Source organism: Arthrobacter rhamnosi (assembly GCF_054510975.1).
On record NZ_JBTNDN010000005.1, the window covers coordinates 161,775 to 186,126 of the forward strand.

Genomic DNA, 24,352 nt, shown 5'->3' on the forward strand with positions numbered 1-24,352 from the left:
ACACGATCGCCACCGATGTCCCTGGTCCGGTCCTCTAACCCGGGCCGGGGGTCACCGACGGACCCTCCCGCCCTCGGGCGAGGGGGTCCGTTCCCCGCGCTGATACACCCTCTTCCTGGGTGGCGCGGACAGGACCATCGCCTAGACTTGGGCTTTCCAGACACCCGGCTCCCGAAGGACCGGGCATCCCCCTGCCTTTCGGAGATCGAAGCCTGTGAAGACCCCTGCCGCGCGCCGCACCCGCGGACGGGCCAGCCGCCGCGGAACGCTGGCAGCGGTGCTGGCGGCCCTGGTGCCGCTCGTCTCCTGCACGCCGGCCGAGATCGCGCCACCGCCGCCGTCGGCGACCGCCACCACCGTGCCGGGCGCCTCGACCTTCACCTTCGGGACTGCCGCCGAGCCCCGCACGCTGGACCCCGCGCTCGCCAACGACACCGAGTCCTACCGCGTGACCCAGCAGATCCTGCAGGGCCTCGTCGGCGTCGACCCGCTGACGTCGGAACCGACAGCGCTGCTGGCCGAGTCGTGGGAGGAACAGGACAGCGGCCGGGCCTACGAATTCACGCTGCGGGACGACGTCGCCTTCTCCGACGGCCAACCGTTCGACGCGGAGGCGGTGTGCGCCAACTTCGACCGCTGGTACTCGCTGCCCCGGAGCGCCCGCTCCGGCACCTCCCGCCTTCCCTTCGAGAGCGTGTTCAAGGCGTTCTCGGACCAGCCCGACGTCAGCCTGTACAAGGGATGCACGGCGACCGCGGAGTACACCGTGCTCCTCCGCCTGAACGGGCGGATCACCGGCCTCATCCCGGCGCTGGCGGCTCCGGCGTTCGCCATCTCATCCCCTGCGGCACTCGAGGCGGGGGCGGCGGACGACCTCAGTGATTCGCGCGGCGGGGCGGCCGTCTCCCGCTACGGGCAGGCACCCGTGGGCACGGGCCCGTTCCGGCTCGTCTCCTGGGCCCGGGGCAACGTGGAACTCGAATTCGTCGAAGGGTACTGGGGTGAGCGGGGCGAGGTCGACAAGGTGGTGTTCACGACCATCTCCAATCCCGATTCCAGGGCGCGGGCGCTGACGTCCGGGCGGATCGACGGCTACGACTTCGTCTCCGTCGACAGCGCCGTCGACCTGGCCCGCAACGGACTCCAGTTCCTCCAGCGCGACCCGTACTCGGTGCTGTACCTGGGGATGAACCAGGACTTCCCCGGCGTGGACAACATCCTCTTCCGCCAGGCCGTGGCGCATGCCATCGACAAGGACGCGCTCATCGACGGCCGCTTCCTGAACGGGACCAAGCCGGCGCGCCAGTTCGTCCCGGAGAAGCTCGGGGTCAGCAACGACACCGTCGAGGACTACAACTACGACCTCGACCTCGCGCAGGAACTGCTCGCCGAATCCGGCTACGACGGGCGGGAGCTCCCCTTCTACTACCCGCGCAACGTGTCCCGCGCCTACCTGCCGTCGCCGGAGAAGGCCTACGCCGAGCTGAGCCGCCAGCTGACGGCAGCAGGGTTCAACATCAAGCCCGTGCCGATCGAGTGGAGCGACGGCTATGTGGCGACGGTCCAGGAGTCCGGGGCCAGGGCCTTCCACCTCCTCGGCTGGAGTGGCGGGTACCAGGATCCTGACAACTTCGTCGGCGCCCTCTTCGGCAGCTACAACGACGAGTTCGCCTACGAGGACCCCCAGCTGTTCAGCAAGATCAACCGGGCACGGGGCCTGCCGAACGGGGAGGACCGTACGGCGGCCTATGGCGACATCAGTGCGCAGATCTCCGACCGGATCCCCGCCGTACCGCTCGCCTTCCCGATCTCCGCGCTGGCGATGAGCGCGCGCGTGACGGCCTACCCCGTCAGCCCCGTCATGAACGAGGTCTTCAACCGGATCGACCTCGCCGATGTCGAGCCCCGGCCCGCCCCCTCGGAGTGACGCCGGACCAACGCCCGGGGACGCCGCGCTGATTTAAGTAAGGTCACTCCCAGACGCTAGGCTTTCCCTGCTAGAACCTCGCGACTGGAGACCACGTTGACCACAAACAGCCAGGGCACACCCGCCACGTCCACCGACGTCATCCTGATCGGCGGCGGGATCATGAGCGCCACACTCGGCGCCTTCCTCCGGCAGCTCCAGCCCGAGTGGGACATCTCACTCTTCGAGCGGCTCGACGTCGCCGGTCTCGAGAGTTCCGACCCCTGGAACAATGCCGGAACAGGCCACGCGGCACTGTGTGAACTGAACTACGCTCCCGCCGGCAAGGACGGGGCCGTCGATCCCGCCAAGGCCGTCGCGATCAACGAGCAGTTCCAGGTCTCGCGCCAGTTCTGGTCGCACATGGTGTCTGAGGGGCACATCGGCGATCCGCGCACGTTCATCAATCCCGTGCCGCACATGAGCTTCGTCTGGGGCCAGGCCAACGCCGACTACCTGCGGAAGCGCTACGAGGCGCTCAGCCCGCAGCCGCTGTTCAACACGATGGAGCACAGCGAGGACCACGACACCATCGCCGGCTGGGCACCGCTGGTGATGAAGGGCCGGAACCCCTCCCAGCCCGTCGCGGCGTCGCGTGTCGAGGGCGGGACGGACGTCGATTTCGGCGCCCTGACGCGCCAGCTCACCGGCTACCTCGAGGGAACCGGCGTCGACCTCCACTACGGCTTCGACGTGCTCGACGTCGCGCGCGCCTCCGACGGCCGCTGGGACGTCAAGGTCAAGAACAGGGCGACGGGCCAGACCACCACCGTGACCACGAGGTTCGTCTTCATCGGCGCGGGCGGCGGAGCCCTGCACCTCCTGCAGCGCAGCGGGATCCCCGAGGGCCGCGGCTTCGCGGGGTTCCCCGTGTCAGGCCAGTTCCTGCGCTGTACCGACGCCGAGCTGGTCAGCCAGCACAATGCCAAGGTGTACGGCCAGGCGTCGGTGGGCGCTCCCCCGATGTCCGTGCCCCACCTGGACACGCGCTTCGTCAAGGGCGAGCGTTCGCTGCTCTTCGGCCCCTACGCGGGATTCTCCACCAAGTTCTTGAAGCGCGGTTCCTACCTGGACCTCCCCGGCTCCATCCGGCCGTCGAACCTCGTGCCGATGCTCGCGGTGGCGAAGGACAACATGCCGCTGACCAAGTACCTCATCACCGAGGTACTGAAGAACCGCGATGCCAAGAACGAGTCGCTCAACGAGTTCCTCCCGTCGGCCGATGGGGGCAAGTGGGAACTGATCTCGGCCGGGCAGCGTGTACAGGTCATCAAGAAGGCTCCGAAGAAGGGCGGCGTGCTGCAGTTCGGCACCGAGGTCATCACGTCGTCGGACGGCTCGGTCGGTGCGCTGCTCGGTGCCTCTCCCGGCGCATCCACGGCGGCCCCGATCATGGTGGAGCTCCTGAAGCGGTGCTTCCCCGCCAAGATGTCCGACTGGGAGCCGAAGCTGAAGGAGATGCTCCCGGGCTACGGCGTTCGGCTCAACGAGAACCCGTCCCTGGCCGCCGAGGTGCTGTCCCTCACCGATCGGGTCCTCAAACTCAAGTAACGACGGCGGAGCCGGCCAGCCGGGCGACCGCCAGCACCGAAGGCAGGTTCCTTGTTCCGTCTGGCGCAGCTCTCCCTGGGCAACAGGGCGCTCATCGCGCTCATCACGATCTTCGCTTCGGTCTTCGGGGTCATCACGCTCGGATCCCTGAAGCAGGAACTCATCCCGTCGCTCGAGTTCCCGCAGATCACGGTGCTCTCCACGGTGCCGGGCGCCTCTCCGGAGTACCTCGACCAGCAGGTCAGCGAGCCGCTGGAGGCTGCGCTGAGCGGCGTGGAGGGCCTCGAGTCGTCGTCGTCCACCTCACGGACCGGGGTCTCGACCGTCAGCCTGGTCTTCGTGTACGGCACGAACCTGGACCGGGCACGCGCGCAGGTGGACCGGGCGATCTCGACCGTGCGCCCCGGCCTCCCGGACGACGTCGAACCCCAGGCCCTCGCCGGCAGCATCAGCGACCTGCCCATTGTCTTCATGGCGGTGTCCTCGGACCAGTCCCTCAGTGAACTGAACGGCGACCTCGCCCGACTGACCGTTCCGCGCCTGCAGAAGATCGACGGCGTGAGGACCGCGGACGTCTCCGGCGGCGCGACCCAGCATGTCGCGATCCTGCCCCGGGACGGCGCCCTGGAGGATGCGGGCCTGACGGTCGGCGACCTCGCCGGGACACTCGAGGACAACGGCGCCCTGTTCCCTGTCGGAAGCCTCGAGGAGGACCCCCGGTCCCTGACCATCCAGGCGGGCAGCCGGATCGGATCGCTGGAGGACATCGAGGCACTCCCCGTCCTCCCCTCCTCGGAGGACGGAGCTCCCGACACGTCCGCCCCCGACACCCCGGCGGGCCTTGGTACCCCGGGGTCCCCTCGCACCCCGGCGAGCCCCGCCGCACCGTCACCCAGCACCCCGGCGGCCCCTGCGCCCCGCACCGTCGTGACCATCGGCCAGGTCGCCGACGTCAGCCTCGCCGATGACGAGGCCACGTCGATCGCACGGACCAACGGGATCGAGACGCTCGCGCTGGCGGTGACCAAGGTGCCCGACGGCGACACCGTGGAGATCTCGCAGCAGATCGTCGATCTCGTCCCCGACCTCGAGGCCGAGCTCGGCAACGCGGCCGACATCACGGTGGTGTTCGACCAGGCGCCGTTCATCGAGCGCAGTATCGACGACCTCACCACGGAGGGCCTCCTCGGACTCGGCTTCGCCGTGCTCATCATCCTCATCTTCCTGCTGTCCGTCCGCTCGACGCTGGTCACCGCGATCTCGATCCCCCTGTCGCTGCTCGTCACCTTCATCGGGCTCTACGTGGCCGGCTACTCCCTCAACCTGCTGACGCTCGGCGCACTGACCATCGCCATCGGGCGCGTGGTGGACGACTCGATCGTCGTCATCGAGAACATCAAGCGGCACCTCGGGTACGGGGAGGAGAAGCGGCAGGCGATCCTGACGGCGGTCCGTGAGGTGGCCGGCGCCGTCACCGCCTCCACGCTCACCACGGTGGCCGTCTTCGCCCCGATCGCGTTCGTCGGCGGGCTTGCCGGGGAGCTTTTCCGGCCCTTCGCCGTCACGACGGGGATCGCACTGCTGGCGTCGCTCGCCGTGTCGCTGACCATCATCCCGGTGCTCGCCTACTGGTTCCTGCCGCGGACGTCGTCGCGCCGGCACGAGGCGCGCCACGCGGCCGCCGCGGCACCGGACGCAGCCGGCGGGAGTTCCCCGGCAGCCGCCCCGCCCGAGCGTCCATCGCTCCTCCAGCGTGGCTACCTCCCGATCCTCGCCGGGACGCAGCGGCACCCCGTCATCACGCTCATCAGCGCCCTGCTCGTCCTCGGCGGTACGGCGGCGATGATCCCGTTCCTCCCCACGAACCTGCTCGGCGGGTCCGGGCAGAACAGCTTCTCCATCACCCAGACGCTGCCGCAGGGTTCCAGCCTCGGGACGACCGCGGAAGCCGCCGGCCGGACGGAGGAGATCCTGGCGGACAACCCCGACGTCCGGGACGTCCAGCTCACGGTCGGCAACCCGGCGAATGCCTTCGCCGCCCGGTTCTCCGGGGGCGCCTCCGTCGCGACCTTCACCGTCATCACGCGCGAGGACGCCGACCAGGAGGCACTGCAGGAGTCGGTCCGCCAGGATCTCGAGGGACTCGAGGACGCCGGCACCTTCTCCCTGTCGAGCCAGCAAGGCGGCTTCGGGACCTCGAGCACCATCGACATCGACATCACGGCTCCCGCCAGCGCCGACCTCGATAAGGCCAACAGCGCCGTGCTCGACGGGATGCAGGGGCTCGAGGGCGCCGGTGAAGTGACCAGCAACCTGTCCGCGGCGCAGCCGCAGGTCCAGATCGACGTCGACCGCGCCGCCGCGGTCGCGGCGGGGCTGAGTGAGGGCCAGATCGCGGGACTCCTCGGCGGCAGCATCAGCCCGGTACCAGGGGGCACGGTGCGCTTCGAGGCGGAGGACCTCCCGGTGCTGATCGGCGAAGGCACCCCGATCACGAGCCTCGGCCAGCTCCGCGACCTGCAGATCCCGACGGCGCGGGGGCCCATTCCGCTGACGGACGTCGCGTCGGTCGAGGAAGTCGAGGTGCCGCTCTCGGTGACGAGCTCCAACGGAGAGCGGACGGCCAGGGTGTCCATCACGCCGTCGGGAGACGACCTCGGCACCCTCACCGGGGCGGTCAACGAGCGCCTCGCCGGCATCGACCTGCCCGCCGGGGCGACCACGACCGTCGGCGGCGCCTCGAGCCAGCAGGCCGAGTCCTTCGACCAGCTCTTCCTGGCGCTCTGGGCCGCCGTCGCGATCGTGTACGTCATCATGGTCGCGACGTTCAAGAGCCTCGTGCAGCCCCTGATCCTGCTCGTGTCAATCCCCTTCGCCGCCACGGGCGCGATCGCGCTGCTGCTGATCACGCGGATCCCGCTCGGGCTGCCCTCCCTCATCGGGATGCTGATGCTCGTGGGCATCGTCGTCACCAACGCGATCGTGCTGATCGACCTGATCAACCAGTACCGGCAGCCACGCGACGGCTCCCCGGGACTGCGCGTCGCCGACGCCATCCGCGAGGGTGCACGTCAGCGGCTCCGCCCGATCCTCATGACCGCGCTCGCGACCGTCTTCGCGCTGACTCCGATGGCCCTCGGCCTGACAGGCGAGGGCGGCTTCATCTCGCAGCCGCTGGCCGTCGTGGTGATCGGCGGACTCGTCTCGTCCACGGCGCTCACGCTCATCCTCGTCCCCGTCCTGTACCGGCTGATCGAGGGCCGCCGCGAAGGGCGCGCGCTGCGCAGGGCGGCGGCCGAGGGCGTCTGACGCCCGTTCGGATGCGGCGGGGACCGGGACCAGGCGTACAATAGATGCAAAAGCATCGAGTTTGCCGGCGGCGCCGGCAGGAGGCCGGAAACAGCCATGGCTGACCACGGAGAGACCGCCGTCGGGCGGACAGGACAATCGTCATCGGGTGAGGGCGACGCTGCGGCAGTTCCCTCCGTCCGCGAGGTGTCGGAGGCATGGGAGTCCCTCTTCCGGGCGCAGGTGGGGGTGATGCGGCGCATCCGGCAGGATCCGGTGTTCCGCGAGCTGCCCATCGGGGAATACGACGTCCTCTTCAACCTGAGCCGGTGCCCTACGGGCTGGACCCGTCTCAACGAGCTCAACAACGCCCTGCTCATCAGCCAGCCCAGCCTGAGCCGCATGGTCGACAGGCTGGAGGCGAAGAACCTCATCCGGAAGCGACCCGCGGAGTCCGATCAGAGGGGTGTCGAACTGGCGCTGACGGACGAGGGCAGGGCGGTTCAGCGGCGCATCGGTTCCGCCCACGTGCACCGCATCCACGAGGTCCTCGCACCCGCACTGGATCCGGCGGAGCTGGAGCAGCTGAAGGCACTCACGGATAAGCTCAACGCCCGCCTGCCGTGACCCGCCTGCCGTGACCCGCCCGGTGCCGACCTGCCGGCGTCGACCGGCGTGGCCGGACTGCGTCAGCGCAGGGAGAGCAGCGTGGCCGTCTGCTCCAGCGGGAGCTCGTCGACCGTCGCGGTGACGGACAGCCCGGTCAGCTGCAGCGACCCGCCGACCGTCGAGAGGAACGCCGTGTCGGCTGCGTCGCGACCTGTCGCGATGCGCAGCATCGAGGCGCGCGGCGCGAGGCCCGTGGCATCCACCAGGTGCCACGACCCGTCGACCCAGGCCTCGACCACGGCGTGGAAGTCCATCGGGCTCAGCCCCGGGGCATAGACGGATGCGAGCCGTGCGGGGACATCCCGAGCCCTCAGCAGTGCGATCACGAGGTGGGCGTAGTCGCGGCAGACCCCCCTGCGGGCCAGGAGGGTGTCCACGGCGCCGTCGGTGAAGCGGGACGAACCCGACACGTAGGACAGCTCGTCCGCCACCCAGTCCCGCACGCCCTGGACGAGCCGGGTGCCCTGCAGGGTGGGCAGCACCCCGTACGCCGTCGGCAGGATCCTGTCCGATTCGCAGTAGCGGCTGGGCCGCACGTACCGCACCAGGTCGACGTCGTCCCCTGGTGTCGGTGCGACGGTTCCCGTCACCGTCGCCCGGTAACGCACTTCCAGCGCCGACGCCCGCGGCGTGCTGAGCAGGTGCAGCCGGCTCCCGTCCCTGTCCTGCCGTTCGCGGAGCTGCGCCGGTTCACCGTCGACCAGCACGGTCAGGTGCTCGTCGACCGCCTGGTACGCCTCAGGGCTTGCGACGGCGATCGACAGGACCACCTGGGTACCCGCGATCGTCGTAGCACTGAGATCGGCGGAGACGGTGCGTTGCATGGTTCGTTGCTTCCGGTAGGCGGTGGGATCGCCTACAACTCTAAGCTGTTGAAGGCGGCGACCCTCGACGCCGGTCGGGTACTCCCCGACCGGGCAGGACACGCCGCCAGGGAAGGAATACCATGGGCGATTTTTCAGCGGACGCCATCGGCGATCTGACAGGCAAGCGCGTGGTCATCACCGGCGCGAACAGCGGCATCGGCTTGCAGACGGCCGTGGGACTGGCCAGGAAGGGCGCCGAGGTGGTGCTCGCCTGCCGCAACGAGCAGCGCGGCCGCGATGCCGAGCAGAAGGTACGCTCCCTGACAGGCAGCGGCCGGGTCGTCCTGCGCGTCCTCGACCTGGCGAGCCTCGAGTCGGTCCGCACGTTCGCCGCCGGGATCACCGATCCGGTCTCCATCCTCGTGAACAATGCAGGGGTCATGGCGACGCCGAGGTCGACGACGGCCGACGGCTTCGAACTGCAGTTCGGCACCAACCACCTGGGACATTTCGCGTTGACCGGCCTGCTGCTGGAGAACCTGCGCGACGCCGGGTCCGCGCGCGTGGTCACGCTCTCCAGCCTCGCGCATAAGCGGGGCCGCATCGATTTCGGCGACCTCCAGTCGGAGCGCGGCTACCGCCGGTGGGGCGCGTACGGGCAGAGCAAGATCGCGAACCTGTACTTCATGGTGGAGCTCGACCGGCGGGCGCGTGCCGCGGGCTGGGACCTGACGTCGGTGGCAGCCCATCCGGGCCTGGCGAACACGAACCTGACCGCGGGCATGCAGGTACCGGCGATGCTCGACGTGCTCGGCGGGTTCGTGAAGCTGATGAGCCAGTCCGATGCCGCAGGGGCACTCCCCACCCTGTACGCGGCGACCTCACCGGAGGTTCGGGGCGGGGACTACTACGGTCCGTCGGGCCCCGGGGAGACCCGCGGCGCTCCGCGGCTCGTCGCTCCCGTGCCGCGCGTCCTCGATCGGGACATCGCGGTGCGGCTGTGGAATCGCAGCGTCGAGCTGACGGGCGTCGACTACGGAGCCCTGAACCCCGTGGGCTGACCCTGCCCGGCTGCTACGCGGGCAGCGCGGACGGACCGGCGGGTGCCGCGCCCAGGGCGCGGACGGCGCTGACCGACGCGACGACGGCGCGGGCCGCCTCCTCGAGGTCCGCCCTCGTCGTGTCCGAGGTCCAGGACAGCCGCACGGCGCTGTAGGCGGTTTCGTCGTCGACGCCGAGGGCACGGAGCACGGTGGACGGCTCCGAGGAACCCGCCGCGCAGGCGGAACCGCTCGAGCAGACGACGCCGCGGCGCTCGAGTTCCAGGAGCACGGACTCGCCGCTGACTCCGGGGAAGCAGAACGAGGCGAGGTTCGGGAGGCGGTGCTCGGCATCACCGGTCAGGACCGCACCGGGTACGGCGTCCAGGACGGAGTCGGTGAAGGTGTCGCGCAGCGCGCGGGCCCTGTCGGCCGCAGCCGGCAGGGCGCCCTGGGCGAGTTCCAGCGCGCGTGCCAGACCGACGGCACCGGCCACGTTCTCCGTGCCGGACCGGCGTCCCCGCTCCTGGCCGCCACCGTGCAGCACGGGTTCGCAGCGCGTACCCGCCCGGAGGTAGAGCAGGCCGATACCCTTCGGCGTCCCGAGCTTGTGCCCCGAGATGCTGAGCGCCGTGACGCCCAGGTCCCCGACGTCGAGGGGCAGCCACCCCGCCGCCTGCACGGCGTCGGTGTGGAACGGGACGCCGGCCTTCCGGCAGACTGCCGCCAGCGCGGCGATGTCCTGGACGGTCCCCACCTCGTTGTTGGCGTACATGACGGTGCAGAGGGTCGTGCCGTCCTCGAGCGCGGCCTCCAGCTCGGCCGGTGAGATCCTGCCGGTCGCGGACACGGGCAGGCTCGTGATGCGGAACCCGTGGAAGTCCCGGAGGTAGGCCAGGGCCTCCAGCACCGCAGGGTGCTCGATCGGACTGGCGACGATGTGCCGTCCCCTCGGCGAGGCCAGCGCGATGCCCTTGAGGGCGAGGTTGTCGGCCTCGGTTCCCCCCGAGGTGAAGATGATCTCCGAGGCCCTGCAGCCGAGCAGCGCGGCGATCCGCGAGCGGGCGCGGGAGAACTCGGCCGCGGCAGCCTCACCGTAGGCGTGGTGGCTGGAGGGGTTCCCGAAGGTGGAGGTCAGCAGCGGCCACATCTCCTCCAGGACCTCCCGCCGCGCCGGCGCCGTGGCGGCGGCATCGAGGTAGATCATGCCCGCACCGCGAAGGCGCCCGGGGGCACGAAGTCGAGGCCGAGGTCGAGGGACCGCACACTGTGCGTCAGGGCCCCCGCCGAGATGATGTCCACGCCGGTTGCCGCGATGGCCGCTACCGTGTCGAGGCGGACATTGCCGCTGGCCTCGACGAGCGCGCGCCCGCCGACACGACGCACACCCTCCGCGAGGTCGTCGAGCGAGAAGTTGTCCAGCATGATGGTGTCCACCCCGGCGGCGAGCACCGGCTCGATCTGATCGAGCCGGTCCACCTCGACCTCCACGTGCACGGTGTGCGGCAGCCGGGACCGGACCGCCAGCAGCGCGTCGGTGAGCGCCGCAGGCCCGTCGACGGCGAGCAGCGCCAGGTGGTTGTCCTTCACCATCACGGCATCGGACAGGCTGGACCGGTGGTTCGAGCCCCCACCGCAGCGGACGGCCCAGCGCTCGAGGACCCGGAGGCCCGGGGTGGTCTTGCGGGTGTCGACGATGTGGGCGCGGGTGGTTCCGGCCGCCGCCACGAAGTCGCGCGTCATGGTGGCGATGCCGCTCAGGCGCTGCGTGATGTTGAGTGCCGTCCGCTCCGCCGTGAGGATGCCCGCCGCCGGTCCGCTGATCTCCGCGAGGACGTCGCCCGCGTCGAATCGGGCCCCGTCGGCATGCGGGAAGGAAACCTCGATGCGCGGATCCGTGAGCCGCAGGGCCGCCTCGATGGCCGGCGTCCCGCAGAGCACGCCGGGCTCACGGGCCGTCAGGGCCGCCGTCGCGCGCAGATCGGGGTCGATGAGCGCCTGGCAGGTGATGTCACCCCACGGCGCGTCCTCGGTGAGGGCTGCGGCGACGATGGAATCGATGAGGTGCTGCGGTGGTCGCGCCGGGCCCGCTTCGGTGCGCCGGGGGCGGCTGGTGGTGGAAGTCATGGCGTTCCTTCGGGGGCTCGTACGTAGGACCGGCTCGGGGCGGGCCGGCCGGCAGAGGTTTCGGGGTGGTCGGAGCGGTAGTGCGCTCCGCAGGACCCGGTCCGGTTCGCGGCCGAGTGCACGAGCAGGCGCGCGCACAGCAGCAGATTCGCCGTTCCGGGATCGGTGTCGCTGCGGTAGGAGGCGAGGTGCTTGCGGGCGACGGCGAGGCCGCTGCCCGTGCGCAGCACTCCCGCGTGGTCGGACATCAGCGCCTGCAGGTCCCTGCGCGTGAAGGACTCCGTGCCCGTCTCCTCCGCGTCGAGATCGAGCTGCTCGGCGTCGAACTCGGGCACCCGTCCCCCGTCGACGATCGCGGCCGCGCATCGCGCGCCGAACACGACGCCCTCGAGGAGGCTGTTGGAGGCGAGCCGGTTGGCGCCGTGCACGCCGGTGCGGGCGACCTCCCCGACGGCGAAGAGGCCCGGGACCGAGGTGCGTCCGTCCGTGTCGGTCCGCACGCCACCCATCCAGTAGTGGGCCGCCGGCACGACCGGCACGACGACGGTGGACCAGTCGTAGCCGTAGCGCGCGGTGAGGTCCGTGAGGGAGGGGAAGCGCCGGGCGAGGAACGTAGCGCCGAGCGCCGTCGCGTCGAGGTAGACCCGGTCGCGGACGTCGGCGGAGGGCCGGCGCGCCAGATGGCGGGCGATGCTGCGCGAGACGACGTCGCGCGGCGCGAGGTCGCCGTCCGGGTGGTAGTCCGGCATGAAGCGGCGCCCATCGGCATCGACGAGACGCGCGCCTTCGCCCCGCACGGCTTCGGAGATGAGCGGGTTCCCGGGGACGTCGAGGGAGGTCGGGTGGAACTGGAAGAACTCGAGGTCGGCGACTGCCGCGCCGGCCCGCCACGCCAGGGCCACCCCGTCGCCGGTGGCGATCTCCGGGTTGGTGGTGTGCTCGAAGAGCTGCCCCGCTCCCCCGGTCGCCAGCACGACGGCGTCGGCCCCGATCCGGTGCGCGGCACCGTCCTTCAGCACCTCGACGCCGGTGGCGCTTCCCACGCCGTCGAGCAGTATCCGCGTCACGACGCCGTGCTCCACGACGCGGATCCCTGCGTCGGCGTGTACCGCGCCGACGAGTGCGTCGACGAGGCCCGCCCCGGTCGCGTCGCCCCCCAGGTGGAGGATCCGCGCAGCGGAGTGGGCGGCCTCGCGCCCGCGTGCCGGCGACGAGGGCCGGCCGGGCGCGCGGTCGAAGACGACTCCGGTCCGCTGCAGGGCGTCGATGCCGTCGGCCGCGCCCCGGCAGAGGACCTCGACCGCACCCGGGTCGGCCAGGCCGGCACCCGCAGCGAGGGTATCGGCGATGTGCGCCTCGACGGAGTCCTGCGGGTCGGCCCCCGGGCCAGGGCGTGCTGCGCCGGCTGCATCCCCTGCGTCCGGAAGGACCGCGGCGATGCCGCCCTGCGCGTACCGCGTGTTGCTCTCGGTGAGGCCGGCCTTGGCCACCAGGACCACGTCGCAGCGCGGATCGAGCCGGCGCAGCACCAGCGCGGTCTGCAACCCGGCGATACCGGCTCCGACGACCACGACCCGCCGGGACGGGCGATCGGCCCGCATGTCCTGCGGGACGGGACGGGCCGGCGTCACGGCTGGACCGCGAGCATCCGGTTCAGGGCCACGCGGGCGGGCTCCGCCACGTGGTCCGGCACGCTGATCCGGTTGAGCACCCGGCCCTCGACGAGCCCTTCGAGCACCCAGGCGAGGTAGCCCGGGTGGATGCGGTACATCGTCGAACACGGGCAGATGACGGGGTCGAGGCAGAAGATGGTGTGCTCCGGATACTGGGCGGCGAGCCGGTTCACCATGTTGATCTCCGTGCCGATCGCGAAGGTGCTGCCCGGGGCGGCGGCGGCGATCGCCTTCCGGATGTAGTCGGTGGACCCGGATTCGTCCGCGGCGTCGACCACGGGCATGGGGCACTCGGGATGCACGATCACGCACACATCCGGGAAGTCGGCTCGGGCCTTCTCGATCTGCGCGACGGTGAAGCGCTTGTGGACCGAGCAGAAGCCGTGCCACAGGATCACCCGGGAGTCACGCAGGGTCTGCTCGTCCGTCCCACCCCAGGCCTTACGCGGATTCCACATCGGCATCTGCTCGAGCGGCACGCCCATGGCCTTGGCCGTGTTGCGACCCAGGTGCTGGTCCGGGAAGAACAGGACGCGCTGGCCGCGCTCGAACGCCCATTCCAGCACCGCGGCGGCGTTCGAGGACGTGCAGACGATCCCGCCGTGCTCACCGCAGAATCCCTTCAGCGCGGCGGAGGAGTTCATGTAGGTCACGGGGATGACGGGCTGCCGGCCGCCGGCGTCGGGCTCCGAACCGAAGAGCTCCGCCAGCTGGTCCCAGCACTCCGACACCGAATCGATGTCGGCCATGTCGGCCATGGAGCAGCCGGCGGCGAGATTGGGGAGGATGACGGCCTGGTCCGGCGTGGAGAGCATGTCCGCCGTCTCCGCCATGAAGTGGACGCCGCAGAAGATGATGGCCTCCGCGGCGCTGCGCTCGGTGGCAGCGCGGGCCAGCTGGTAGCTGTCGCCCACGAAGTCCGCGTACTTCACGACCTCGTCGCGCTGGTAGAAGTGGCCAAGGATCACCACGGAGTCTCCGAGTGCCTTCTTGGCTGCGAGGATCCGCCGGTCGAGTTCCTCCGCGGAAGCCGTGCGGTACTCCTCGGGCAGTTCGCCCTGGCGGGGGGTCGTGGGAGGGGCGGCGTCGTGCATCGAGGCGCCGGGCCCGTAGTCGGGCAGGGGAAGGGCGTCGAAGGCCCAGGGGTCGCGCGCGAGGTTCGGCGAGCAGGTCCCCACCGCGGGGGCCCCTGCCTCGCCGCGTGAGATGAGCTGGATGGCTGTGGGAACGGACAAGGCTTCTCCCTGGGATGGGTCCGGCGCGCGGGTTCGCACCGGAGGCGGGTCGTGGGGGTCGAGAACGGGGGGACGGCTATAACGGCGGACCGGCGGACTGCCTCTCCGCGGGGAGCCCGGCGGCGGGGCCGGGCGAAGGAGCTTCCTGGTGCGGGCCCGTGTACGTGTAGAGGCGCGGCGGGCGGTTGCGGCCGCCCTGGAGCACCTCGTCGGTCGCGGCGATGTCCCTCGCCGAGCGGAGCTGGCGCCGGAAGTTGGCCGGGTCGAGGTGTCGGCCGAGCACCGCCTCGTAGACGCCCCGCAACTGCGCGAGCGTGAACCGCGCACCCAGAAAGTGGTAGGCCACCGAGCCGTATTCGATCTTGCCGCGGAGCCGCTCGAGGGCGTAGGCGACGATCTCGTCGTGGTCGAAGGCGAGGCCGGCGGCGTCGGAGGCCCGGAACCATCGCACGTTCTCGGACTCGCGGGCGAGATCGGCCTGTTCCGGCCGGACGAGCGCCCAGTAGACGATCGACACGAGGCGCTGCGTCGCTGATCGGTCGAGCCCCCCGAAGGCGTAGAGCTGCTCGAGGTAGGTCGGCTCGAGCTCCGTGGTCTCGCGCAGGTTCCGGGCGGCTGCGTCCTGAAGGGATTCGCGGCCGCCGAGCGGGCCCCCGGGCAGTGCCCACTTTCCGAGGTGCGGTTGCCGGATGCGCCGCACCAGGGGGAGCCAGATCTCGGAACGGCCGGTGTCCGGGTCGGTGCGGAGCGCGAAGATGACCGTGGAGATGGCGAGCGAGGGTGCCTGCGCCTGGCGCTCCGAGACGTTGGCCGAGCTGTACATGGCGGCCTTCCGTCCGAAGAATGAGGGGCCCGTTGTTAGGGTCGAAATGACTATAACTCATTGGGGCTCCATGCCCTAGCCCTGCGCGCCCCTTCCAGGAACCCGGCGGAGTACGCCGGGTTGCTGCCTGCGGCAAAAGTGTCTAAAGTCACAGTCGTCGGCCGTCCAGGCCGCGCGGCGGAGATGTGTTCAACGGTGCACATGTCTCTGCCGCCCTTACGATGGGGGCATGGACCACCACGCCGTACATCCGGTCGAGGGCGTCGACCCCCACCTGGCCATCACGCGCAGCGACCCGGACTCGCCCCGTCCCCTCCCGCCGATCCTGCTGCTGCACGGCTTCGGCTCCTCGTCCCGCCGCAACTGGATGGACTCGGGCTGGGTCCGGTTCCTCAACGACGCCGGCCGGAGCGTGATCATGGTGGACCTCCCGGCCCACGGGGACAGCGCGGCTCCCGAGGACGCGGGCGCCTACGCGCCGAGCCGCATGCGGGCGGACATCCTCCAGGCACTGTTCGACGAGCGGGTCGTTCCTCTCCGCGACGGCGACCCGGCCTCCGGCGTCGACATCATCGGCTACTCCCTCGGGTCGCGCCTGGCCTGGGAGTTCGCTGCCACGCAGCCCGAGATCGTCCGCCGGATGGTGCTCGGCGGGCCGGGCACGGCCGATCCCCTTGCCGCCTTCGACCTGGACGGCGCGGAGCGCTTCCTCGCCGGCGGCCCTGCGTCGAGTGACCCGACCACCATGGACCTGCTGCGCATGGCACAGGCCGGCCCGGAGACGAACCTTCCGGCACTCCTCGCGATGGTCTCGGCCATCAAGACGGAACCTTTCGACCCGCAGGGCGCCGTACCCAGGATGCCGCTGCTGCTCGTCGCCGGAGACCAGGACGAGTACACGCAGGGCATCCGGGACCTCGCGGCCTGGGCTCCCGGCGCCGAGATCGCGACCCTGCCGGGCAGGACCCATGCGAACGCGGTGACGTCCCGGATCTTCAAGGAGGCCGCGCTCGCGTTCCTCGCCTGACGGGGTCCCAGTAGGGATCGGCCCCGCGCGGCGGGCGCTGGACGCTGCGAACGTCACGTTATACTGGGAACTGATCAGCAGCCTTATCAGGCTCCGTGATGATCGACACTCACAACCTGTAGCGGGAGGACACGCATGGATGTGCTCCTTGCTGACCGGTATCAGACCACCGAGCTCCTCGGGGTCGGCGGTGCCGCATCGGTGTACCGCGCGGTGGACAGGAATCTCGGGCGCGATGTCGCGGTCAAGATCTTCAACCCCACGACGTCGGACGATGACAACTACCGGCGCCAGCACACCGAGACGATGCTGCTGTCCACCCTGAACCACCCCGGCCTCGTGACGCTGCACGATGCGGGAATCCACGAGGACGAGGAAGGCCGGACCACGGGCTTCCTGGTGATGGAACTCGTGGACGGGGAGGATCTCCGACACCTGCTGAAGCGCGGCGCGCTTCCCGCGGAGGATGTCGCCCAGCTGGGTGCGGACCTGGCCGACGCCCTGGCCTACATCCACGCCGAAGGTGTCGTCCATCGTGACGTCAAGCCGGCCAACATCCTCATGTTCCACAGCGGGGACAACGGCACGCGCCTCTATCCGAAACTGACGGACTTCGGCATCGCCCGCATGGTGGATGCCACCATGGCGACGGCGGTCGGAGCGACGATCGGTACCGCGAACTACCTCAGCCCGGAGCAGGCCAAGGGCGATCCGCTGAATGAGCGCAGTGACATCTATTCACTCGGCCTCGTGCTCCTCGAGTGCCTGACCGGCGAGAAGGCCTTCCCCGGCCCGATCGTCGAGGCAGCGCTGGCGCGGCTGCTGCGCGATCCGGACGTGCCCGACTCGCTCGGACCGGACTGGAGCGACCTCCTGCGGCGGATGACAGCCAGGGACCCGGCTCGCAGGCCCCACGCTCATGACGTCGCCCTGCAGCTCCGGAGCTACGCGGACGAGCAGTTCGATGCGCATCCGGTGATCCAGGACCCGACGCGGGTGACCGGATCAGCGGCCGGTACCGATGAGACCGAGATCGTCACCGGTGGCGTGTTCACGGGCAACGTGCGCATCCCCGAACCGCCGGATCACGCCCCCAGCATCAGCTGATGCTCGCCGGGCCGGTGGCCCGAACAGCGCTGTCCCGCCGGGACGTACCCGACGGGACATAGTCCGGACTGCTGCGGGTCCGCGCTGTCTAGGACCCGCCGTCGTCGTCGCTGTCTTCCTCCGGCTCGAAGTTGCTCGCCTCGTCCATCGCACCCGCGGCCACTCCGTCGTCACTCACCGGGATCGTGCCGTCGGGCCCCAATCCCTGCGACGTGCCATCAGCGTCCTCGTGCTTGGTGCCTTCGGTGCTCATGCGCCCTCCTCCATCTCGGATGTCCTTTGATCCTATGCTCGGTCCAGGGGAATTGACAGCCGACTGATGATGTCCGGTCGGCGACCGTCAGGCCCTGTCACTGCGCTGCAGGGCGACGGCGGACACCGCTCCGAGGACGAGCAGGACGACGGCGGCCGCAGCGGGGACCACCGCGGCTCCCGATGCACCGGAGACCTCGGCGAGCGTGCCGGCACAAGCCGAACCGATGGCCGTCCCGGCGACGATCCCGCTTGCGAGGAGCGTCATGGCCGTGCCCAGCCGGTGCCCGGGAGCGACGGCGGACCCGATCGAGAAGATGGTGACCATCGTGGGTCCGACGAAGACCCCGAGGACGAACAGCACTGCCAGCATGCCGGGAATCGAACCGGGCAGGACGAGCGCCGCGGCGACCGCTGCCATGCCCGCGGCGGACGCCATCCACCGACCCGTGTCCCGGAAGCGCCGGGACCAGTAGGCGACCGACAGGGCTGCACCTGCCGAGCTCAGACCCATGACGGCGTAGAGCAGGCCCGAGGATTCGGCGATGCCGAACTGTCCTGCGAAGGCCGTGAGGAACGTCTGCGTGGAGCCGAAGAACGTTCCGATGGCGATCATTCCCGCCACGGGCAGCAGGACCAGGACCGGACGGGGATCCCGCGACGCCGGGCTGCGCTCCTGCCCGTCCCCGGCCTCGGCGGCCGTCGATCCCGCATCGCTGAAGGCGACGGTCCTGTGGACGGCGAACGCGCTGACGAGGGTGAGAGTCAACGCCCCGGCCAGGACCAGCGGAAGCCAAGGGGCGATCAGGGCGGCCAGCAGGCCGACCAGTGCGGGGCCGAGGACGAAGGTCAGCTCGTCGGCCGTGCCTTCGTACGAGAGGGCCGTGTCCAGGGCGGACCGCGAGCTCCGGCGGGTCATCGCCATCCAGCGCACCCGAGCCAGCGGACCGATCTGCGGGCAGGTGAAGCCCGTGCCGAAGGACGCCGCGAGGACGAGGGCGAGGGCACCGCCGGTGAAGCGTCCACTCGTCAGCGTCACCAGCAGGAGAGCGGCGATGGCGAGGGTGTTGAGGATCGCCGAGACGAGCAGCACGATCCGCTGCCCGCGCTTGTCGGCGAGGAAACCGAGCAGCGGCGCACCGAGCGCGGAGCCGAGACCGACCGCTCCGGCCGCGAAACCGCCGGCTGCGTAGGAACCGCTCGCTGCGGTGACGAGCGTCAGGGCTCCGACGGTGAGCATCGCGAGCGGAAGCCGCGCGAAGAGGCCGATGACCAGGAAGGAAATGCCCGCGAGCTGCGGGAGGACCCCGAACCTGCCGAGGCGTGACCACTCAGGGCGGCCGGACGGGGGATTCGGGGACGGGGAGGACTCCGGGGGGGCCGGGACGGGATTCGTGTACATGCGCTTTCCGGGTGCATCGAACGCGCATCGTCCCCCCTCCCGATGCGCCCGACCCGGTAACCCGACGATTTTACACGCTGGCGGGCTGCTCCACATAGCGGAGGCTGGAGCCCTGGCGGCCCTTCACGACTTGCAGTTGTGCGCTCACGCGCTGCTTCAGTTCGGGTACGTGGCTGACCAGTCCCACCACGCGCCCGCCGCTCCGCAGGCCCTCGAGCGCATCCATGACCTGCTCGAGCGCCTGGTCGTCCAGCGACCCGAACCCTTCGTCGACGAAGAGGGTCTCGATGTCGAGGCCTCCCGCTTCCTGCTGCACCACGTCGGCGAGTCCGAGGGCGAGCGCGAGGGACGCCATGAAGGACTCCCCGCCGGACAGCGTCGAGGTGTCCCTCCGGTTTCCCGTCCAGCCGTCGATCACGTTCAGGCCGAGGCCAGAACGCTTGTTGCCCGCGGTGGCGTCGCTGTGCACCAGCGCATACCGGCCGTCGGACATCTGCAGCAGCCGCTCGGTGGCAGCAGCGGCCACCTGCTCGAGGCGCGAGGCGAGGACGTAGGTGGCGAGGGACATCTTGTACAGGTTCTCCCCTCCCCCGCGGGCTGTGTCCGCCACGGCCGCGGCGAGCCGCGTCCGGTCGCGCACCGGCGCGATCTCCTGCTCGAGCTGCGCGAGCTGGAGCGCGTACCCCTCGAGCTGTGCGACCGAGTGTCCGAGCACCTCGGCGCTGACACCGGCCCGCTGTGCACGCCCCCGGAGCTCGTCGGCGGCAGCACCGGCGACGCGTTCGTCCTCGTCGGAGGGCGGCTCGACGCCGTCCTGCTCCTCGCGCAGCCCTTCCCGGACACGGTCGTCGTCCCACGCAGCGTCGAGGCGGTGTCCGCGGACCTCATGGTCCTTCACCTCCTGCACGACGCGTGCATGGCGATCGTCCGGCAGGAGCGCGGCGCGTGCCTCGTCCGCCGATGCGAACGGGGTGTCGAGCAGCGCCTCCTCGACGCGCCGTCGGTTGTCCTCGTGGCGTGCCGATGCCTGCACGAGGGCATCGAGGGCATCGCGGACCGCTTCGAAGTCGTAGTAGGCCTGCTGCACCTCCTCGATGCGCGCTCCCAGCGACGGCGCGGCCGCCTGCAGTCCGGAAAGCCGCAGCGCGAGCACTCGGTCCTGGTCCAGCAGCGAGAGCCGTCGCGCGTCGGCCGCGGTACGTTCCTCGCGCAGGGAGTTCCACTCCGCGCGCGTCCGCTCCTCCTCCTCGGTGGCACGGCGCAGGCGCTCCTCGACGGCTACGCACTCGGCGTGCGCTGCCTCGGCATCCTCCAGCCTGCCGCGTGCCGCCCGCGTCGACGCGGCTGCCTCCTCCGGAGCCAGCTCCCCACCGCGGGCAGCGAGTTCCGCCGCCTCGAGGCGCGCCCGGTCCCGCACCTCCCGGGCCTCGTGCAGAGCCCGTTCGGCGTCCGCCTGCAGCCGGCGTGCAGCCTGTTCCTCGTCCAGGGTGATCCGATCGCCGCCCGGGGACGTCACCGGGGCCGGATGCTCGGCGCTGCCGCACACCGGGCACGGCCGGCCGTCCACCAGTTGTTCGGCGAGTTCCTCCGCAGCCTGCTCGAGCCGGAGCTGCAGCTTGGCGAGCCACTCCTCCTTCAGCGCCAGGAAACGCTCCGACGCCGCGGCATGCTCCGCATCGGCTGCGGCACGACGCTTCTCGGACGCACGATAGTGCTCAACCGTCTCCTCCGCGGCGACTGCTGCAGCAAGGTCTGCGCGCAGGTGCGCGACGCCGTCCGCTGCCTCACGCAGGGACACCAGGCCCTCCGCATCGGCGATACGCCGGCGTTGCAGGACGCTGATGGTCTCGCCGGCGCGCTCGATCCGTTCGTCGAGGGCGGCGACGTCCGTGGTCCGGGCATCGAGCTCGGCACGGACGTCGAGCAGCCGCTGCTCATCGGGCAGCGCCGCACGGAGGACTCCCAGCGCGGACGATGACGCCGCACAACCGCTGCTCAGCACGTCACGTGGTACCTCGTCCTGGGAATCGAGGCCGGCGTCGAGGTACTCGGCGGATGCGGTGTTGTCCTGCAGGCGGCGAAGGGCCTTCCCGTACCGGGCGCGGGCGCCGTCGACCGCTGCGGCTCCCTCGTCCTCCAGGCGGAGCAGGGCAGCGAGTCCCTGCGCCTGGTCGTGGCGGCCGGCCAGCTCCACCAGCCGCGCGATCTCGTCCTCGCGGTGGTCATGGTCCTGCTGCTGCTTCCGCACCTCCGCGAGGGCTTCGGCGCGGCTCCGCCGCTGCCGCAGCGCCGCCAGCGAGCCGTCCGCGAGCGCGCTCCGCTCCGCGAGTTCGGTGCTCGCCAGCACTGCTGCGTCCCTGCGGTCCGTGAGGGCCGCGGTCAGTGCCTGCAGCGACGTCGCCCAGTCCTCCGAGGACTCCGGATCGATGCCGGTGTCCGCCGTCCCCAGGTCATGGCGGCCGGCCTCGTCGACCGCCCGCAGGAAGAGGTGCCGTTGCCTCGCCTCCTGCTCCGCGAGGCCCCGCGCCGCCCGCTGGCTCTCCTCGGCGAACAGTCGCTCGAGGTCCTCGAAGCGCGTCGTGGAGAACAGCCTCTGCAGGAGTTCCCGCCGTGGCTTCGCGTCCGCCCGCAGGAAGGCGGCGAACTCACCCTGGGGCAGCATGACCACCTTGGTGAACTGTTCCTTGTCCATGCCGAGCAAGGACTGCAGTTCGAGACCGGCCTCGTCGTTGCGTGCGGACTTCTGCACCCACTCGGTCCCGATCCGTTCGCTCAGGAGGGTGCGTGCCTGTTCGGTGGTGGTGCCACTCCCCCGCCGCGCGGGCCTGTCCCAGGCGGGGGACCGCACGACGCGGAAGCGGCGCTCCGCTACGGAGAACTCGAGGGCGACCTCCGGTGCAACGGATTCAGCCGCATGGTCGCTGCGGAGCCTCTTGGCCGCCTGGCGCGCGCCCGGGACCGAACCGTAGAGCGCGAAGCACACGGCGTCGAGCACGCTCGACTTCCCGGCCCCGGTGGGGCCGTTGAGGAGGAACAATCCCTGGCTCGACAGCGCATCGAAGTCGACGCTCTGCCGGTCGGCGAACGGCCCGAAGGCCTGGATCTCGAGCTGGTGGAGTCTCATGGGCCGGTCCTAGCGTTCGTGGGCGAGGCTCAGGGCCGCGTCCACCGTCGACCGAACCAGGGCATGCTCCTCGGGTGAGGCCTTCCGTCCGCGGACGTGTTCCAGGAAGCCGCAGCAGATGTCGGCATCGTCCCGCGCCTCGGCGATGCGCTGGCTGTACGTCCGGGTGTCCTCCCGGTTCCCGCCCTCCGGTGCGAAGACGAGCACGAGGGTGTCGGGGAACCGCGTCCTCAGGCGCTCCATCGCGCGGGCCGGGCGCTCGCTGTCGGTGAGGGTGATGTGGCAGTACGCCGCCGCGGCCCAGTCGAGGTCCTCGCGGCTCAGCAGGTCCTCGAGCGTCCCGGCGAGAACGGCGAGCTCGCGCGGTGCCGGCCACTCCACGGCGCGGATCTCCCCCACCCCGTCCGCGGTCACCTCGAGGAGCCAGGCGCCCTTGTTCTGGTTCACCTCGGAGAAGGAGTACGCAAGGGGCGACCCGGAGTAGCGCACGGTCTCCGAGAGCTTCTGCCTGCCGTGCAGGTGCCCCAGGGCGCTGTAGTCGAACCCCTCGAAGAGGGAGAGCGGGACGGACCCCAGTCCGCCGATCGCGAGGTCACGCTCACTGTCCGAGCCGGTCCCGCCGGCGGCGAAGGTGTGCGCCAGGACGATCGAGACGACCCGCCGATCCGCCCGCCGGTCGTCGAGGTCCTCGCGGATCCGGTCGAGGGCAGCGCGCGTCACGGCCGTGTGCGTGCTGCCATCCGCCTTCAGGACCTCCGCGACGACGCGTGGCTCGAGGTAGGGCACGCCGTAGATCGCGAGTTCGGCATCCTCGCCGAGGGAGAAGGTCACAGGGGTGCCGATGTCCTCGATGCGCGTCCTGAGGTGGACTCCGCCGCGGGAGAGGATGCGTCCACCGAAACCGAGCCGGGTCGCCGAGTCGTGGTTCCCGCTGCTGATGACCACGTGGGCACCCGCGACCGTCAGCCGGTCCAGCGCCTCGTCGAAGAGTGCGACGACGTCGACGGCGGGCAGCGCGCGGTCGTAGACGTCCCCGGCGACCACCACGACGTCGACGGCTTCCTCACGCACGGTCTTCTCGAGGTTGTCGAGGAAGATCCGCTGGGCATCGAGGGTGCCCGTCCCGTGGAAGGAGCGTCCCAGATGCCAGTCGGAGGTGTGGAGGATCCTCATGATTTTCACGCTACCGCCGCACGCCGACATTCCCTCAATCAGCGCGCGGCGGGCCCCGAAATGGGCTAGCGCACCGGTCCGGACGTTCCGGAAGCATCGGACGATGCTTCGCGCCCATGCGATGCCGGCTGGTCGAAGAAGGATGGGGCATCACGGGAAGGTTGCGCGGCCGCCGGCCCGGTCTCCTGCCCGGTCTCCTGGGTGATCACGTCGCCGGAGGCGGGAGCCTCCCCCGCGAGGACCTGCGTGGAGGCGCGCGCGGGACGCCGGGTATCGACGCTGCGGAAGATCAGTCCCGCGATCAGCGCTCCGACGATCGGCGCGGCCCAGAACAGCCACAGCTGCTCGAGGGCCCAGGTCTCTGCGAAGATCGCCGAGGCCGTGGCCCGGACGGGATTGATGCCGCCGTTGGTGACGGGCAGGAGGAAGGAGAGCAGGCCGGCGTAGGTCAGGCCGACGGCGAACGGCGCGAGGTCGCGCCTCGCACGGGGCGAGCCCGCCCCGAGGAACACGGCGACGAGGAGTGCCGACGCGACGACCTCGAGCAGGAAGGCGCTGGTCAGGGGGAACTGGGCGGCGGAGTGATCGCCGAAACCGTTGGAGGCCGAACTGAAGAACCCCTGGATGTTGGTGAGCTGCGCGTTGGCGCTGAGCACCAGCCAGATCAGTCCCGAGGCGGCGACGGCTCCGAGTACCTGCGCCACGACGTACGGGGCCACCGACTTCCAGTCGGTCCGTCCGGCGACGGCGGAGCCCACGGTGATGGCCGGGTTGAAATGGCCTCCGGAGACGTAGCCGAAGGCGATCATCGCGGCGACGACGGCGAAGCCGAAGACGAGCGCGGGCTGCAGGGCCGTCTCCGTGGCCAGCATCGTCGCGCCGAGCCCGGCGAGGATGACGAGGAACGAGCCGGCCCCCTCGGCGATCGAGCGTGCCGCGAGCCCGGGGGCGCGCACCGCGTCGTCGTACGTGGTCGTGGAGGCGGTGTCTGCCGTCGCTCCGGCCGTCGTGGTGGGGGTCATGAGTACGCAATCCTTCGGTCGTGCCTGGGAAACTGTCCGGTGGTGCACCGGGCCGCCGACAAGCCTT

The 24,352-nt window shown here is 70.7% G+C and carries 18 protein-coding genes; 7 read left to right on the forward strand and 11 right to left on the reverse strand.

What is annotated here, in order from left to right; translation table 11 throughout:
- Positions 1 to 214 precede the first annotated feature (214 nt).
- From ACX80J_RS12725 to ACX80J_RS12740, 4 genes are all read left to right on the forward strand, one after another.
- A complete protein-coding gene (locus ACX80J_RS12725; RefSeq protein ID WP_459348017.1) occupies positions 215 to 1,927 on the forward strand; it encodes an ABC transporter substrate-binding protein in 1,713 nt (570 codons plus the stop codon).
- Between the two features lie 96 nt (positions 1,928 to 2,023).
- On the forward strand, positions 2,024 to 3,517 hold the full coding sequence (locus ACX80J_RS12730) for a malate:quinone oxidoreductase (RefSeq protein ID WP_459348018.1): 1,494 nt from the start codon (positions 2,024 to 2,026) through the stop codon (positions 3,515 to 3,517).
- 51 nt (positions 3,518 to 3,568) lie between these two features.
- Complete coding sequence (locus ACX80J_RS12735) at positions 3,569 to 6,826, forward strand: efflux RND transporter permease subunit (protein ID WP_459348019.1); 3,258 nt, start codon at positions 3,569 to 3,571, stop codon at positions 6,824 to 6,826.
- A gap of 96 nt (positions 6,827 to 6,922) precedes the next feature.
- Positions 6,923 to 7,432: a MarR family winged helix-turn-helix transcriptional regulator gene (locus ACX80J_RS12740; RefSeq protein ID WP_459348020.1), complete on the forward strand. Its 510-nt coding sequence runs from the start codon at positions 6,923 to 6,925 to the stop codon at positions 7,430 to 7,432.
- Positions 7,433 to 7,494: 62 nt separating this feature from the next.
- Here the strand turns inward: ACX80J_RS12740 and ACX80J_RS12745 are convergent, their stop codons facing one another.
- On the reverse strand, positions 7,495 to 8,298 hold the full coding sequence (locus ACX80J_RS12745) for a transglutaminase-like domain-containing protein (RefSeq protein ID WP_459348021.1): 804 nt from the start codon (positions 8,296 to 8,298) through the stop codon (positions 7,495 to 7,497).
- Between the two features lie 122 nt (positions 8,299 to 8,420).
- Between ACX80J_RS12745 and ACX80J_RS12750 the strand changes: the two genes are divergently transcribed.
- Complete coding sequence (locus ACX80J_RS12750; RefSeq protein WP_459348022.1) at positions 8,421 to 9,341, forward strand: oxidoreductase; 921 nt, start codon at positions 8,421 to 8,423, stop codon at positions 9,339 to 9,341.
- A gap of 13 nt (positions 9,342 to 9,354) precedes the next feature.
- Here the strand turns inward: ACX80J_RS12750 and ACX80J_RS12755 are convergent, their stop codons facing one another.
- From ACX80J_RS12755 to ACX80J_RS12775, 5 genes are all read right to left on the reverse strand, one after another.
- Positions 9,355 to 10,527: a cysteine desulfurase family protein gene (locus ACX80J_RS12755; RefSeq protein ID WP_459348023.1), complete on the reverse strand. Its 1,173-nt coding sequence runs from the start codon at positions 10,525 to 10,527 to the stop codon at positions 9,355 to 9,357.
- A complete protein-coding gene (gene nadC / locus ACX80J_RS12760) occupies positions 10,524 to 11,447 on the reverse strand; it encodes a carboxylating nicotinate-nucleotide diphosphorylase (RefSeq protein ID WP_459348024.1) in 924 nt (307 codons plus the stop codon). The genes ACX80J_RS12755 and nadC overlap by 4 nt, the downstream gene beginning before the upstream one ends.
- A complete protein-coding gene (nadB, locus tag ACX80J_RS12765; RefSeq protein ID WP_459348025.1) occupies positions 11,444 to 13,048 on the reverse strand; it encodes an L-aspartate oxidase in 1,605 nt (534 codons plus the stop codon). The genes nadC and nadB overlap by 4 nt, the downstream gene beginning before the upstream one ends.
- A gap of 26 nt (positions 13,049 to 13,074) precedes the next feature.
- Entirely contained in the window at positions 13,075 to 14,355 is a 1,281-nt protein-coding gene (gene nadA, locus ACX80J_RS12770; protein WP_459348026.1) for a quinolinate synthase NadA, read from the reverse strand.
- Positions 14,356 to 14,431: 76 nt separating this feature from the next.
- Positions 14,432 to 15,178, reverse strand: coding sequence for an NUDIX hydrolase (locus tag ACX80J_RS12775; RefSeq protein WP_459348027.1), 747 nt, complete (start codon positions 15,176 to 15,178; stop codon positions 14,432 to 14,434).
- Between the two features lie 229 nt (positions 15,179 to 15,407).
- On the opposite strand from ACX80J_RS12775, the gene ACX80J_RS12780 reads away from it, so the two are divergent.
- Positions 15,408 to 16,205, forward strand: a complete 798-nt coding sequence (locus tag ACX80J_RS12780; RefSeq protein ID WP_459348028.1) for an alpha/beta fold hydrolase — start codon at positions 15,408 to 15,410, stop codon at positions 16,203 to 16,205.
- Positions 16,206 to 16,340: 135 nt separating this feature from the next.
- A complete protein-coding gene (locus ACX80J_RS12785) occupies positions 16,341 to 17,312 on the forward strand; it encodes a serine/threonine-protein kinase (protein WP_459348029.1) in 972 nt (323 codons plus the stop codon).
- Positions 17,313 to 17,400: 88 nt separating this feature from the next.
- Here ACX80J_RS12785 and ACX80J_RS12790 read toward each other — a convergent pair whose 3' ends face one another.
- The 5 genes from ACX80J_RS12790 to ACX80J_RS12810 all read right to left on the reverse strand — a co-directional run bounded on the left by ACX80J_RS12790 (position 17,401) and on the right by ACX80J_RS12810 (position 24,285).
- Complete coding sequence (locus ACX80J_RS12790; RefSeq protein ID WP_459343474.1) at positions 17,401 to 17,565, reverse strand: hypothetical protein; 165 nt, start codon at positions 17,563 to 17,565, stop codon at positions 17,401 to 17,403.
- Between the two features lie 87 nt (positions 17,566 to 17,652).
- Entirely contained in the window at positions 17,653 to 18,966 is a 1,314-nt protein-coding gene (locus ACX80J_RS12795; RefSeq protein ID WP_459348030.1) for an MFS transporter, read from the reverse strand.
- Between the two features lie 70 nt (positions 18,967 to 19,036).
- Positions 19,037 to 22,090, reverse strand: coding sequence for an AAA family ATPase (locus ACX80J_RS12800; protein WP_459348031.1), 3,054 nt, complete (start codon positions 22,088 to 22,090; stop codon positions 19,037 to 19,039).
- Between the two features lie 9 nt (positions 22,091 to 22,099).
- Entirely contained in the window at positions 22,100 to 23,263 is a 1,164-nt protein-coding gene (locus ACX80J_RS12805; RefSeq protein WP_459348032.1) for an exonuclease SbcCD subunit D, read from the reverse strand.
- Between the two features lie 65 nt (positions 23,264 to 23,328).
- Positions 23,329 to 24,285, reverse strand: coding sequence for an aquaporin (locus ACX80J_RS12810; protein ID WP_459348033.1), 957 nt, complete (start codon positions 24,283 to 24,285; stop codon positions 23,329 to 23,331).
- Between the last annotated feature and the right edge of the window lie 67 nt (positions 24,286 to 24,352).